The sequence below is a fragment of the Streptomyces sp. NPDC001100 genome, from assembly GCF_053598575.1.
Window position 1 is genome coordinate 1 of sequence record NZ_JBSFKO010000079.1, and the last position, 14,196, is coordinate 14,196.

Sequence of the window (14,196 nt, forward strand, 5' to 3'; positions counted from 1 at the left end):
GAAGGCCACGGCGTGGGTGGAGTGGGTGTGGGTGATGCCGCCGATGGAGGGGAAGGCGAGGTAGAGGCAGCGGTGGGTCTCGGTGTCGGTGGAGGGGCGCAGGTCGCCGCCGACGACTGTGCCGTCGGAGAGCCGGACGGTCACCAGGTGGTCGAGGGCGAGGTCCGCGTAAGGGATGCCGGAGGGTTTGATGACGAACACCCCGGCCTCGCGGTCGACGCCGCTCACATTGCCCCAGGTCAGTGTCGCGAGGCCGGCCTGGGGGATGGTCAGGTTGGCGTCCAGTACCTCGTGCCGCAGGCCGTCACGGACTCGCGCGGTCATCGGTGCTCTCCTTGCGGATCGGTCGGGATCACGGGGGTCATGGGGGTCAGAGGGCCTGGGCGAGGCGGTGGTAGGCGGCGTTCCACCGGATCTCCTTGGCGAGGTGCCCGGTGTGGGTGGTCTCGTCGATGGTGAGCAGCTCCACGCCCGTCATCGCCGCGTAGTCGGTGAGGGTTTCGGTGTCTACAGCGGAGCTGAGCACGGTGTGGTGCGGGGCGCCGGCGAGCAGCCAGCTCTCGGCGGACTCGGCGAGTGAGGGGCGCGGCTTCCACACGGCGCGGGCCACCGGGAGCCGGTGCAGGGGCTCGCTGGGGGTGACGACGTCGACCGTGTTGGCGGTCAGCCGGAAGCGGTCGCCGAGGTCGGAGAGGCCGACGACGACGGCGGGGCCGGGGGCCGCGTTGAAAACGAGGCGAACCGGGTCCTGGCGGCCGCCGATGGACAGCGGGTGGATTTCGCAGCTGGGGCGGTCGGCGGCGATGGAGGGGCAGACCTCCAGCATGTGAGCGCCCAGGATGCGCGGGGTGCCGGGTCCGAGGTGGTAGGTGTAGTCCTCCATGAAGGAGGTGCCGCCCGGCTTGCCTGCGGCCATGACCTTCATCGTGCGCAGCAGGGCGGAGGTCTTCCAGTCGCCCTCGCCGCCGAAGCCGTAGCCGTCGGCCATCAGCCGCTGGACGGCGAGACCGGGCAGCTGGCGCAGTCCGCCGAGGTCTTCGAAGTTGGTGGTGAAGGCGGTGAAGCCGCCCTCGGTGAGGAAGGCGCGCAGGCCGATCTCCTGGCGGGCCGCGTAGAGGAGGGAGTCGTGGCGGATGCCGCCGGGGCGCAGGGCCGGGACGACGTCGTACACCTCGGCGTATTCGGCGGCGAGTTGGGCCGCTTCCTTGTCGGCGACCTGGTCGACGACGGTCACCAGGTCGTTGACGGCGTAGGTGTTGACCGAGTAGCCGAACCGCAGTTGGGCCTCGACCTTGTCGCCCTCGGTCACGGCGACGTCGCGCATGTTGTCGCCGAAGCGGGCCAGCCGCAGGGTGCGTGAGGCGTGACGGCCTACGGCGGCCCGCGCCCAGGCCGCGACGCGGTGGATGACCCTGGGGTCGGTGGCGTGACCGGCGACGATCTTGCGGTCGATGCCGAGGCGGGACTCGATGTGGGCGAACTCCCGGTCGCCGTGGGCGGCCTGGTTGAGGTTCATGAAGTCCATGTCGATGCTGGGCCAGGGCAGCGACAGGTTGTACTGGGTGTGCAGGTGCAGCAACGGCCGGTCAAGGGCGGAGAGGCCGGCGATCCACATCTTGGCCGGGGAGAAGGTGTGCATCCACACGATCACGCCCACGCAGGTGTCGGAGGCGCTCGCCTCCTGGCACAGCCGGCGGATCGCGTCGGCGTCGGTGAGGACCGGCTTCCACACGATCCGGACCGGGATCTTCCCGGGGCCGCCGAGGATCTCGGCGATACTTTGTGACTGCTCGGCGACCTGGTGCAGGATGTCGTCGCCGTACAGGCCCTGGCTGCCGGTGAGAAACCAGATCTCCTGGCCGGGGTAGGGGGAGGCTGTGGTGTCCATGAGGGTTCCTTTCAAAGGGAGTTGACCACCGGGAGTTGACCGCCGGGCAGGGCGTGCCGCTCAGGCGGAGGCCCCGGTGCGGAGGCGGCGCAGACGGTGCATGACCTCGTTGGTGCCGCGGCCGAAGTAGTCGTGGAGCAGCCGGTATTCGGCGTACAGCCGGTCGTAGGCGGCGGCCCGCTCGGGGTCCGGCTGGTAGACGGCCGGGCGGGCCTTGGCCATGGCGTGGGCGGCGGCCCGGATGTCCGGGTGGGCGCCGGCCGCGACCGCCGCGTGCATCGCCGCACCCAGCGCGGGACCCTGCGCCGAGTCGATGACACCCAGGGGCAGACGGGTCACGTCGGCGTAGATCTGCATCAGCAGCGGGTTCTTCATCAACCCGCCCGCGACGATCAGTTCACGGACCGGCACCCCGGCAGTCTCGAACGCCTCGATGATCGTGCGGGTGCCGAAGGCGGTGGCCTCCAGCAGCGCCCGGTAGACGTCCTCGGGCCGGGTGGACAGGGTCAGGCCCACCACGACACCGCTGAGGTCGTGGTCGACGAGGACGCTGCGGTTGCCGCTGTGCCAGTCCAGGGCGATCAACCCGTGCTCGCCCACCCGCTGCTTCGCGGCCAGCGCGGTGAGGTGTTCGTGCGGGTCGCGGCCCAGCGCGGCGGCCTCTTCGGCGTAGGAGGCGGGGAAGGCGGTGCGCACGAACCAGCCGAAGATGTCCCCCACCCCGCTCTGCCCGGCCTCATATCCCCACAGTCCCGGCAGGATGCCGCCCTGGACGACCCCGCACATGCCCGGCACTTCCGCCCACCGGTCGCTGCTCATCACATGGCAGGTGGAGGTGCCCATGATGGCGACCATCCGGCCCGGTTCCACGGCGGTGGCGGCCGGGGCGGTCACATGCGCGTCCACGTTCCCGACACACACGGCGATGCCCTCGGGCAGACCCGTCCACGCTGCCGCCTCGGCCGTCAACCCGCCAGCCCGGTCGCCGAGTTGACCGATCGGCTGCTCCAGCTTGTCGATGACGAAGCCGGCGAAGTCGGGGTTGAGCGCGGCGAGATAGTCGCTGGAGGGGTAACCGCCGTCCTGCAGCTGGCCCTTGTACCCGGCTGTGCAGGCGTTGCGGACGTAAGAGCCGCACAGCCGCCACACGATCCAGTCGGCGGCCTCGATCCAGCGCTCGGTCACCTCGTAGAGTTCCGGGTCCTCTTCGAGGAACTGGAGGGCTTTGGCGAACTCCCACTCCGAGGAGATCTTGCCGCCGTAGCGCTTGAGCCAGGGCTCCTTGCGGGCGTCGGCCAGCGCGGTGATCCGGTCGGCCTGGGCCTGCGCGGCGTGGTGGCGCCAGAGCTTGACGTAGGCGTGCGGACGGCCCGCGAACCGGGGCAGTTCGCACAGCGGAGTCCCGTCGGCGAGGACCGGCAGGACCGTACACGCGGTGAAGTCCGTGCCGATACCGACCACTTGCTCCGGTCGCACGCCGGAACGGGCCAGTGCCTCGGGTACCGCGATGCGCAGCACGTCGATGTAGTCCGAGGGAACCTGGAGCGCCCAGTCGGGCGGCAGCGGAGTGCCGTCGGGGAGAGCCCGGTCCAGGACGGCGTGCGTGTAGGGGTGCTCGGCGACGGCCAGTTCGGCGCCGTCGGCGACCCGGACCACCACGGCCCGCCCCGACAACGTGCCGTAGTCGACCCCGATGACACAGGGTTCCGGGTTCCCTGCGGTCCGATCTCCGGCATTCACCATCAGTCTCCTCCCAGAGATGTTCGATATCACGATCACTGTGCGACTCTTCGAAGATGCTGCCGGGCGGCACCCGCGCAGAAATCGGCGAAGTCGACCGACGTACTAGCTACGGCTCTTGCCGAAGTAGCGGGCCCGTGCCCGGTCGAGCAGGATGGCGATGCCGAGGACCGCTCCTTGGACCACCTGCTGGTCGTACGGGCTGACCTTGAGCGCGAGCAGTCCGTTGGTGATGAACTCCAGCAGGATCGCGCCCGCCGCGATGCCTGCGATGCGGCCCTCGCCGCCGGAGAGCGACATGCCGCCGACCACTGCCGCGGCGATCGCGGTCAGTTCCCAGCCGGCGCCGACCGAGGGGTCGGCCACGTTCATCCGGCCGATCACCATGATGCCGACCACTCCGGCCAGTGCGGCGCTGGCGATGTAGGTGGAGGTGATCCGGCGGGCGGTTGGGATACCGGCCAGCCGGGCGGCCTCCTTGTTGCCGCCGACCGCGTAGATCTGGCGGCCCACGTACGTGCGCTCCAGTACGAACCAGGCGATGACGGCCGCGCCGACGAAGAACAGGGCGGGGACCGGCACTTCGCCGATGTAGTACTGGCTCAGGTTGCTGAACAGCGGCGAGAGATTGTTGATGGGCGAGCCGCTGGTGATCGCGAGCGCCATGCCCTGCGCCACGGTGTAGGTGACCAGGGTGATCACGAAGGGCGGCACGTTCAGGCGGGTGACCATGATTCCGTGCCAGAGGCCGACCCCACCGCAGATCACCAGCGTGAACAGGATCGCGAGGGGCGCGGGCATGCCCTCGTTCACGTTCATCCAGGCGGCCAGGATGCCGGCCAGGCCTGCCAGCGCGCCCACCGAGAGATCGATGCCACCGGTCAGGATGACCAGCGACTCGCCGATGGCCAGGATGCCGACCTGTGACAGGTCGCGGCCCATCACCTGGAGGTTGCCCACCGCGGTGTACGTCTCCGCGTTGGCCGCGATCCCGACGAACACCAGCACGCAGGCGATGATCACGCCGGCCTCCGGGGAGGCGGCGAGTTTGCGGGCGAGGCTGGAGACGGCCGGGCGGGAACGCGGGGCGGCCTCTTCGGGTGCGAGCGTGCTCTGCGCGCTCATGCTGTGGCTCCGTTCGTCAGTTGTTCCTGGTCCGGCGTTTCCAGGTCCGGCGTTTCCGGGTTGAGCGGGGACGTTCCGGCCGCGGCCGTCATGATGCGTTCCTTGGTGGCGTCGGCCCGGTCGATGACCGTGGCCACCCGGCCGTGGTTCATCACCGCGATGCGGTGGCAGATCCACAACAGCTCCTCCAGTTCGGAGGAGGCGACCACCAGTGCCATGCCCTGCTCAGCCGCCCGGTCGATCAGCTTGTAGATCTCCGCCTTCGCCCCCACGTCCACGCCGCGGGTCGGCTCGTCTAGCAGCAACAGGCGCGGTTCCGCGGCGAACGCCCGGCCGAAGATGGCGCGTTGCTGGTTGCCGCCGGAGAGCGAGCCGATCGCCTGCTCGACCGACTGCATCCGCACGTTGACGTTCTCGGTGATCTTCCGTGCCTCGGCACGCTCGCGTCCCGGCCCGAGCAGGCCACGGGTGCTGATCCGCTTGAGCACCGAGACGACGACGTTGGACCGGATCGACGCGAACAGGACCAGCGACTGTTCCTTGCGGTCCTCGGGGATCAGGGCGATCCCGGCCGCCACGCCGTCACCCGCGCCGCGCGGCCGGTAGGACTCGTCACCCAGCCGCATCCGGCCGCCCGTCGAGGGCTGCGCGCCCGCGATCGTGTGGACCAGGCGGCTGCGGCCCGAGCCCATCAGCCCGGCCACGCCCAGGATCTCGCCTTCGCGCACCTCAAGGTCGACGGGGCCGAGACCGTCCGCGGTCAGGCCCTCGACCTGCAGCAGGACCGGGCTCGTCGCCGGTGGCGCCTTCGGTTCGCCTTGTGCGACCTCGCCGCCGACCATCTCCCGGATCAGCCGTTCCTCGGTGGCCTCGGCCGGTTCGAGGTCGGCGACCAGCCTGCCGTTGCGCAGGACCAGCACGCGGTCGCTGATCTCCCGCACCTCGTCCAGACGGTGCCCGATGAACAGCACCGTGCCGCCGCGGTCGGCGAGTTGGCGGGCCAGGCCCAGCACCATCTCGGCCTCGACCGGCCCCAGCGAGGAGGTCGGTTCGTCCAGGATCAGCAGCTTGGGCTCACGGCCCCAGGCCTTGGCGATCTCGATCATCTGCCGGGTCGGCACCGGCAGGGTGCGCACCTCCCGGCTCACGGGGATCGTCTCGGCGGACAGACCGATCTCCGCCAGCATCGCCTTCGCCTCGGCACGTTGGGCGGCGCCGTCGACCAGGAACCGCCGTCTCGACTTCCGCGGGCGGCGGCCCAGCAGCAGGTTCTCCGCCACCGAGAGCTGTCCGACCAGCGGGAACTCCTGGGAGACCATGGCGATACCGAGCTGTCCCGCGGCCTCGGTGGACCCGGCGACAAGCGGCTCGCCACCGACCAGGATCTCGCCGCCGTCCCGGTGGACGGACCCGGCCAGCGTGCCCATCAGCGTGGACTTTCCGGCGCCGTTCTCGCCGACCACGCCGATCACCTGGCCGGCGTACAGGTCGAGTTCTGGGAGGTCGAGGACGCGCACCGGTCCGTAGGACTTGTGCACTCCCCGCAGCCGCGCCGTGATCGCGCGGGCCGGGGCGTTCTCCGTGGCCGTCATGCTCAGCCGATCCCGAGCTGCGACTCGAGGGACTGGTACGCGCTCAGGTCGGACTTGGTGACCAGGCCCACGCCGGAGCTGAGGGTCGAACCGTCCTTCTCCAGATAGGGCTTGACGAGCGCCATCGTCGCGGCCTTGCCCAGCACCTTCTCCGCGGCCAGGATGTACGCCCCGGTGTAGCCCTGCTGGTACGGCATCTGCACGACGGTGCCGGAGATGACACCCGACTTGATGAACTTCAGCGTCTGGGCGTCGGAGTCGTCGGAGACGATGTGCACCGAGGCCGTCTTGCCGGCCGAGGTAACCGCCTGGGCCAGCGCGGGACCGTCGTAGGAGTAGACGCCGTAGAGGCCGTTGACGTCGGGGTTGTTGGCGAGGATCGTCTCGGCGTCGGAGGTCGCGGTGCTGGCCTGGAGGTTGTCGTTGACCTTCTGGGCGACGGTGATCTTGGTGCCCTTGAGTGCGGCCTCGAAGCCGGCGATGCGCTGCGTGGCGTTGGACGCGGTGAGCGAACCGACCAGGATGGCCACCTTGCCCTTGCCTCCGAGGACCTGCTTCATCGCGGTGCCGGCCTGGAAGCCGGCGGTGTAGTTCGGGGTGCCCAGGTAGAGCGAGGCGGCGTCGGTGCCCGGCAGCGGTGAGTCGATCGCCAGGACGCCGATGCCCTTCTGGACGTCGGTGTGGATGGTGCCCGCGGCCGAGGTCGGGTCGATCGCCGAGATCGAGTAGCCGGTGACGCCCTGCGAGCGCAGGGTCTCCAGCTCCGAGTTCTGCTCGGTCAACTTGCCATTGGGCGGGGCGAAGTAGGTGCACTTGCTCTTCGATATGCCGAGGTCGGAGCAGCCCTTGAGGAATCCGACCTGGCCGGCCTTCCAGTAGTCGGCGGCCACGTTCACCACCATCGCGATGTCGACCTTGGACAGGTCCTTGCCGGCCAGCGCGGACTTCAGTGCCGCGTCGAGCTTGGCGAGGCTTGTCTGGTTGAAGGTGACCGAACCGGCCAGCGCGACGGGGGCGGCGCTGGAGCCCGCCGAGTTCGAACCGGAGGAGCCGGTGGCGTTCTTGGAGCAGCCGGCCGCGGCGAGCGAGATGAGCACCACGGCTGCGGCGGCCACGGTGCGGGACCTTCCGGTACGGATCATGGTTGATCAGCGCCTTTCTGGGCGTGTCTGGGTGAAGAGAGCTCCCACGACCGGATGCGGGTGTGGGCGGATCGGGATACGACCGGGGCACTGTCTTGCCGACCCGCTCCGGTTGTTGGGCATGACGGTGCGTCGGAGACAGACGGGGATGGACGGTGGCAGTCCGGTCAGGAAGTCCTGGCGAGCGAGAAGTCGGCTGCAGGCATGTGAAGGCCGACCGGGGTGAACACGGCGAGGGCGGCGAGGTACGGCTGCCTGACGGATTGTCAGGTGGTGGGGACCGTCGGGTCGGAAGGCACGCCACTTGGCCAGTCCCGCGACCCGCGTGGACGGGGAAGAGCGGTCGTTCGGCCTGCGGCACTCACGTGCGACGGCGCCCGGACATCCGGGGACCCGCAGCCGGATGGTCGGCGGTCACGCTAACTGGAGTCGGCCCATCTCGTTTCCTCTTCTCTGGGCAGGCCGGTGGTGCGACCGGGGCGCCGGTCAGTGCCGGGGGCGGGTCGCCGACGTGCGCACCACAAGACTGGGTGGGATGACGATGTGAGGTCTCTCGTCGGCCGCCGGGAGCCCCGCGTCCGGGTCACCGACGATCTCGATCAGAGCACGCAGGGCACGCCGACCGAGTTCGTCGAAGTCCTGACGCACGCTGGTCAGTGACGGCCCGAAGTACTCGGTCTCCGGCATGTCGTCGAATCCGACGACGCTGATGTCCTCGGGCACCCGGCGGCCGGCCTGTTGCACAGCCCGCAGCAGGCCGAGGGCCATCTGGTCGTTGGCGCAGAACACCGCGGTGACCCCGGGGTCGGCGGCGATCCGTTGACCGACCTCGAATCCGGTACGGGCCGTCCAGTCGGCGCCGCCCAACGGTTCGACCACCGGAGCACCCCGCTTTTCCAGGGTGCTGCGCCATCCCGCCTCGCGCTCCTGCGCGTCGAGCCAGGAACGCGGCCCGACCATGTGGTGCACGGTGCGATGGCCGAGGTCGAGCAGATAGGAGGTGGCGAGTTCGGCGCCCGCCTCGTTGTCCACGGCGACCGAGGCGAGCTTTGCGTGGGTGCCGCAGCCGACCGCGACCAGCGGCACGTCCGACGGCACGCTCGCCAGCGCTCCGACGGCCGAGGTCTGCGGCGCGATCACGATGATTCCCTCGACACCCTGGTCCCGAAGCCGGTCGACGGCGTCCAGCACCGAACGGCGATCGAGCGTGCCGACCGCGGCCACTATGACGAAGTACTCGTGTTGCCTGGCCGCCTGCTCGATGCCGTAGAGCATGCAGGCCGGCCCGTACAGCGTGGTGTTGAAGCTGATCACACCCAATGTGCGGGTGCGTCGGGTGGCCAGGTTGCGGGCGGCGGCGTTGGGGCGGTAGCCGAGTTCCCGGACCGCGGCAAGCACCCGGTCACGGGTGGCGGACCGCACGTTCGGATGATCGTTGAGGACCCGCGAAACGGTCTGGTGCGAGACACCCGCGATCCGGGCCACGTCCGCCATCACCGGTGCGCGTTCCCCGTCCATCCCCCGCCTCCTCACGTGCCGTCGTGTTTCCGATCGGTTGCTTCTTCGGCCGGAACCAGCCTGCTGTGGAGAATTGTTAGCGCACACATTCCGGGGGGGTCAAGGATCGCAACTGCTCGGTTTCGGATGTTTCGGACAGCGTTGTCACGCGCCCCCAACTGCCCTGACCTGGCAGGTCATTGTCGAGAAAGATCCCGTTCCACCGCGGCCGCAGACCATCCCCCACGAAATCCAGGGCATTCGTTTCCACACTCTTGACCGTCCTCCACTGTTGACCGCTCATTCATCCCCGCGTAAAAAAGGCGGAGTTGCGAGACCGGTCGATCACCGTCGACCGTACGAGGCCGGCACAAGCACAACGCCCCGGTTCCAGGCCGGGTCGGCCCTTCCGGCATGCAGTCATCACGCTCGGCAGCCGTGCCCGAACAGAGGAACACACAGGCCGCCAATACCCCTGTCCCCTTGGAGCTCGGATGAGTGACGGCATCCGGGAATCTCGATTGTTAGCGCTCACATTTCCCGCCGAGCGGGACGGCGAGGCCCCGTTCAGCGCCGACGCCATGTCCCGGCGGCAGCTCCGGCATGCAGACCACCGCATACCGGACGTCCCCCCGCGCGCTGCGCAGGCGACGCCCGGCCCGAGAAGAACGCGACACGGAAGAGGTTCACAGTGACAGCAAGGCATCTGAGAGGGCTCCGGCTGAGGGTGGTCGGCGCGGTCCTCGCACTTGTCGCCGGCATCCTGGTCGGGGCCATCGGCACCGCGGGCACCGCCCAGGCGGCCTCGTCCCTGCCGTGTGACATCTACGCCTCCGCCGGCACCCCCTGCGCCGCGGCACACAGCACCACGCGAGCCCTCTACGCCTCCTACAACGGCGCTCTCTACCAGGTCAAGCGTGCCTCGGACTCCACCACCACCGACATCGGCGTCCTCAGCGCCGGCGGCTACGCCAACGCCGCGGCACAGGACTCCTTCTGCTCCGGCACGACCTGCGTCATCACCAAGATCTACGACCAGAGCTCGCACCACAACGACCTGACCATCGAAGGCCCGGGCGGCAACGGCGGCCAGGACGTCGGCGCGATCGCCAACGCCCTGCCGGTCACCGTCGGCGGCCACGCGGCGTACGGCGTCTTCGTCTCCGCGGGTGTCGGTTACCGCGACAACAGCACCACGGGCATCGCCACCGGCAGCTCCCCCGAGGGCGCGTACATGGTGACCAGCGGCCACCACGTGAACAACCGGTGCTGCTTCGACTACGGCAATGCCGAGACGTCCGGCAACGACACCGGCAACGGCCACATGGACGCGATCAACTTCGGTACGGAGTGCTGGTTCTCGTGCACCGGCTCCGGCCCCTGGGTCGAGGCGGACCTGGAGAACGGACTGTTCTTCGGGGCGAACGGCGCCTACTCGGGCAACACCGGCATCTCCAGCGAGTACGTCACCGCCATGGAGAAGAACAACGGCACCTCGGCCTACGCGATCAAGGGCGGCAACGCCCAGTCGGGTTCGCTGAGCACCTTCTACAACGGGGCCCTGCCCACCACCAGCGGATACAACCCGATGCAGAAGGAAGGTGCCATCGTCCTGGGCACCGGCGGTGACAACAGCAACGGGTCCGACGGCTCCTTCTTCGAAGGCGTCATGACCTCCGGCTACCCGACCGACGCCACCGACAACGCCGTACAGGCCAACGTCACCTCCGTCGCCTACACCACGCCGACCGCGAGCTTCCCCGTCACGGGCACCGCCTACCGCCTCACCAACACCAACTCCGGCAAGGTCCTGGACGCGGTGAACTGCGGTACGGCCAACGGCACTTCGGTCGACCTCTGGTCCTCGCTCGGCAACACCTGCCAGCAGTGGAAATTCGCCGGCGCGGGCAACGGCCACTACACGATCACCAACGTCAACAGTGGCACGGTCCTGGACGACAAGAACTGCGGGCAGAGCAATGGCACGGCCGTCCAGCTGTGGTCCTCGCTCGGCAACACCTGCCAGCAGTGGGACGTCACCAAGGTCGGCAGCCACTACACCATCTCCAACGTCAACACCGGCATGACGCTGGACGTCACGAACTGCGGAACGGCCAACGGCACCGTGGTGCGCCAGTGGCAGCAGCTCGACAACACCTGCCAGCAGTGGGACATCGCCTCCTGACCTGAGAACCGACCCGCCGATGGTCCGCCGGCCTCCCCGACGGCGGATCATCGGCCCGTCCCGGCCGTCGATCCCAAGCCGAACACACACCCCCGCCCCCACCCAATCGGAACCCACCGCAGAGAGGCACTCACCACTCCTCCCCCGTTCAGCTCCTCCCTTCACCGCGCCCCATACGCAGCTGTCCCATCGATCCACCTCGCAAAGGAACTCCCGCATGCCCGCAGAAACCGGACTGCCCCGCAGAACCGTCCTCGCAGCCCTCGGCGCCGCCTCCCTGGCCGGAACGTTCGCCGCCGCCGCGCCGGCACAGGCCGCCGGACATTCCGCCGCCTCGGCGGACGCCTCCGCCCCGGACCTGCCCGCGGCAGCCGCGCACTGGACCTTTGACGAGGGCTCCGGATCCTCCGCCGCCGACTCGTCCGGCAACGCTCACACCGCAGCCCTCCAGGGCGCGGCCGCCTGGGACACCGGCAAGATCGGCGCCCACAGCCTCAGTCTCACCGCGGGCGGCAACGCCGCGGCCACCGGGCCCGCCCTCGACACCTCCAAGGCGTTCTCGGTGGCCGCCTGGGTGAACCTCAGTCAGTTGGGCGGCTACCAGACCGCCGTCAGTATCGACGGCCAGGTCGTCAGCGCCTTCTACCTCGGGCTGCGCGACGACACCGGCACCTTCGCCTTCGCCCGGCTCGCCTCGGACGCCACACAGGGTGCCGCCGTCGCGGCAGCCGCCTCCGCACCCACCACCGGCACATGGACCCACCTCGTCGGAGTCAGCGACCCATCGGCCGGAGTCACCCGCCTCTACGTCAACGGCGTGCTGGAGGGGGAGAGCGACTACACCGCGGGCTGGGCCGGCACCGGCGACACCGCCATCGGCCGCGCCCTCTACGGCGGCGGGCACGTCGACCAGTGGCACGGTCTGATCGACGACGTGTGGATGTTCCCGACCGCCCTCACCTCGGACCAGGTCGCAACGCTGGCCGGGGTTCCGGTGGAGTCCACGACACCCCTGCTCAGCGTGGACGTCGCCAACCCGGCGCACGCCGTGTCCCCCATCCTTCCCGGCCTGATGTTCGAGGACATCAACCACTCCGGCGAAGGCGGCATCTACGCCGAACTGGTACAGAACCGCACGATGATGGCCAGCGACACCTCAGCCGTCCACTGGTCCGCCGTCGGCGGGACAACCCTCACACTGGACACCACCACTCCCCTCAACGACGCCCTCAACCGCTCCCTCAAGGTCGTACTGCCGAGCGGCGCCGGGGCCGGCAACCGGGCCGGAGTGGCCAACGACGGATTCTGGGGCATCCCCGTGCGCCCCCGAACCACCTACACCGCGCGGCTGTTCGCCAAGGCGTCACACCGGATCGGCCCCCTCACCGTGGCGATCGAGTCGGCAGACGGTTCGACGGTGTACGCCTCCGCACGACTGCACCACGTCGGCACCGACTTCCCCGACCGCCCCTTCGAACTCACCCTGCGCACCGGCCCGCGCACTCCGGTGGCCGGCGACGCGAGGCTGACCGTGACCACCGACGACCCGTCCGCCGCGGGCAAGACCCTCTGGCTCCAGTACGTCTCCCTCTTCCCGCCCACCTACAACAACCGCCCCAACGGTCTGCGCATCGACCTGATGGAGAAACTGGTCGCCCTGAAGCCGAAGTTCCTACGCTTCCCCGGCGGCAACTTCCTTGAGGGCAACACCATCGCCACACGCTTCAACTGGAAGAACACCATCGGTCCGGCCTGGGAACGCCCCGGCCACATGGACGACGCCTGGGGCTACTGGTCCACGGACGGGCTCGGACTCCTCGAATACCTGCACTGGGTCGAGGACATGCACGCCCAGCCGGTCCTCGCCGTCTTCGCCGGCTACACGCTGAAAGGCGAGCACGTCACCGGCGACGCCCTCACGCCGTACGTCCAGGACGCCCTCGACGAGATCGAGTACGTCACCGGCCCCGTCACCAGCACCTGGGGCGCGAAGCGCGCTGCCGACGGCCACCCGAAGCCGTTCCCGCTGGAGTTCGTGGAGATCGGCAACGAGGACTGGTTCGACTCCTCCGGGTCCTACGACGAGCGGTTCGCGGCCTTCCACGACGCGATCAAGGCGAAGTACCCGCACCTGAAGCTGATCGCCACGGCGACGGTGACGAGCCGCACGCCCGACCTGATCGACGAGCACTACTACCTCGCGCCGTCCGCCGCCCAGGCCGCCACCCACAAGTACGACAACCGGGACCGCGCCTCGACCAAGGTCTTCGTCGGGGAGTGGGCCGCGCAGGAGGGACGCCCCACGCCCGACCTCAACGCCGCGCTGGGCGACGCCGCATGGCTGGCCGGGCTGATCCGCAACTCCGACCAGGTCCTCATGGAGTGCTATGCCCCGCTCTTCTCCCACGTCAAGAACAACGTCTGGGCGACCAACCTGATCGCCTACGACAACCTCACCAGCTATGTGTCCCCCAGCTACTGGGCGCAGCAGATGCTGACGAGCAGACTGGGCAGAACGGTACTGCCGGCCACCACGCGCGCGTTGCCCGTCGTCGCCACGGTCGCCACCCGCGCGGGGAACCGTCTCTACCTGGCGGTCGTCAACTCCGGGACGGAGAAGGTGAACGTACCGATCGAACTGAAGGGCCTGGCGAAGGGTGTGAGGACGAACGCCACCGCCACGGTCCTGACCGGACCCTCACGCACCGCCACCAACACACTGACCGAACCCACCACACTGGTCCCCAGAACCAGCACCGTCACGGGCGCGGCAGCAGCCTTCACCAGCACCCTGCCGCCGCTCTCCGTCACGGTCCTGGAACTCGTCCTGACCTGACATCCGTCCACCCACCCCTCAACTCGCCCTGCCCGTCTGCCCATCCCGGGCGGGCAGGTCGAGCCGGGGCGGGCGACGAGTTCCGGGCCCCACTGCCAGCGATGCGCTCACGGAACTCTTCCCGTTGATCAACAAATTGACGTGCTCCCTGGCCTAAAGTCCAGGGATTCCGGCCTGGGTCGTCTGACCCT

9 protein-coding genes are annotated in these 14,196 nt (G+C 69.3%); 2 read left to right on the top strand and 7 right to left on the bottom strand.

What is annotated here, in order from left to right:
* The 7 genes from ACWDEW_RS48475 to ACWDEW_RS48505 all read right to left on the bottom strand — a co-directional run.
* The coding region (locus tag ACWDEW_RS48475) for a class II aldolase/adducin family protein (protein WP_450522723.1) at positions 1–324 on the bottom strand (324 nt) is incomplete at its 3' end.
* 46 nt (positions 325–370) lie between these two features.
* Positions 371–1,888, bottom strand: a complete 1,518-nt coding sequence (gene araA, locus ACWDEW_RS48480) for an L-arabinose isomerase (RefSeq protein WP_450522725.1) — start codon at positions 1,886–1,888, stop codon at positions 371–373.
* Positions 1,889–1,948: 60 nt separating this feature from the next.
* A complete protein-coding gene (araB, locus tag ACWDEW_RS48485; protein WP_450522727.1) occupies positions 1,949–3,631 on the bottom strand; it encodes a ribulokinase in 1,683 nt (560 codons plus the stop codon).
* A 102-nt stretch (positions 3,632–3,733) separates the two neighbouring features.
* Positions 3,734–4,753 (bottom strand): ABC transporter permease, encoded by a 1,020-nt coding sequence (locus ACWDEW_RS48490; RefSeq protein WP_450522730.1) that lies wholly within the window; start codon positions 4,751–4,753, stop codon positions 3,734–3,736.
* A complete protein-coding gene (locus ACWDEW_RS48495) occupies positions 4,750–6,345 on the bottom strand; it encodes a sugar ABC transporter ATP-binding protein (protein WP_450522732.1) in 1,596 nt (531 codons plus the stop codon). The genes ACWDEW_RS48490 and ACWDEW_RS48495 overlap by 4 nt, the downstream gene beginning before the upstream one ends.
* Positions 6,346–6,347: 2 nt before the next feature.
* Positions 6,348–7,487 carry a substrate-binding domain-containing protein gene (locus ACWDEW_RS48500; RefSeq protein ID WP_450522734.1) on the bottom strand — a complete coding sequence of 380 codons (1,140 nt, stop codon included), beginning with the start codon at positions 7,485–7,487 and terminating at the stop codon, positions 6,348–6,350.
* Positions 7,488–7,973: 486 nt separating this feature from the next.
* The gene (locus tag ACWDEW_RS48505; protein ID WP_450522736.1) at positions 7,974–9,005 is read right to left on the bottom strand and encodes a LacI family DNA-binding transcriptional regulator; all 1,032 of its coding nucleotides are present in this window, start codon (positions 9,003–9,005) and stop codon (positions 7,974–7,976) included.
* Positions 9,006–9,675: 670 nt separating this feature from the next.
* Between ACWDEW_RS48505 and ACWDEW_RS48510 the strand changes: the two genes are divergently transcribed.
* On the top strand, positions 9,676–11,169 hold the full coding sequence (locus ACWDEW_RS48510) for an arabinofuranosidase catalytic domain-containing protein (protein ID WP_450522738.1): 1,494 nt from the start codon (positions 9,676–9,678) through the stop codon (positions 11,167–11,169).
* A gap of 217 nt (positions 11,170–11,386) precedes the next feature.
* Positions 11,387–14,005, top strand: coding sequence for a LamG-like jellyroll fold domain-containing protein (locus ACWDEW_RS48515; RefSeq protein WP_450522740.1), 2,619 nt, complete (start codon positions 11,387–11,389; stop codon positions 14,003–14,005).
* The last annotated feature ends 191 nt before the right edge of the window (positions 14,006–14,196 follow it).

Coding starts and splice junctions, on each gene's coding strand:
- araA (WP_450522725.1), bottom strand. CDS start 1,888: ATGGACACCACAGCCTCCCCCTACCCCGGCCAGGAGATCTGGTTTCTC.
- araB (WP_450522727.1), bottom strand. CDS start 3,631: ATGGTGAATGCCGGAGATCGGACCGCAGGGAACCCGGAACCCTGTGTC.
- ACWDEW_RS48490 (WP_450522730.1), bottom strand. CDS start 4,753: ATGAGCGCGCAGAGCACGCTCGCACCCGAAGAGGCCGCCCCGCGTTCC.
- ACWDEW_RS48495 (WP_450522732.1), bottom strand. CDS start 6,345: ATGACGGCCACGGAGAACGCCCCGGCCCGCGCGATCACGGCGCGGCTG.
- ACWDEW_RS48500 (WP_450522734.1), bottom strand. CDS start 7,487: ATGATCCGTACCGGAAGGTCCCGCACCGTGGCCGCCGCAGCCGTGGTG.
- ACWDEW_RS48505 (WP_450522736.1), bottom strand. CDS start 9,005: ATGGACGGGGAACGCGCACCGGTGATGGCGGACGTGGCCCGGATCGCG.
- ACWDEW_RS48515 (WP_450522740.1), top strand. CDS start 11,387: ATGCCCGCAGAAACCGGACTGCCCCGCAGAACCGTCCTCGCAGCCCTC.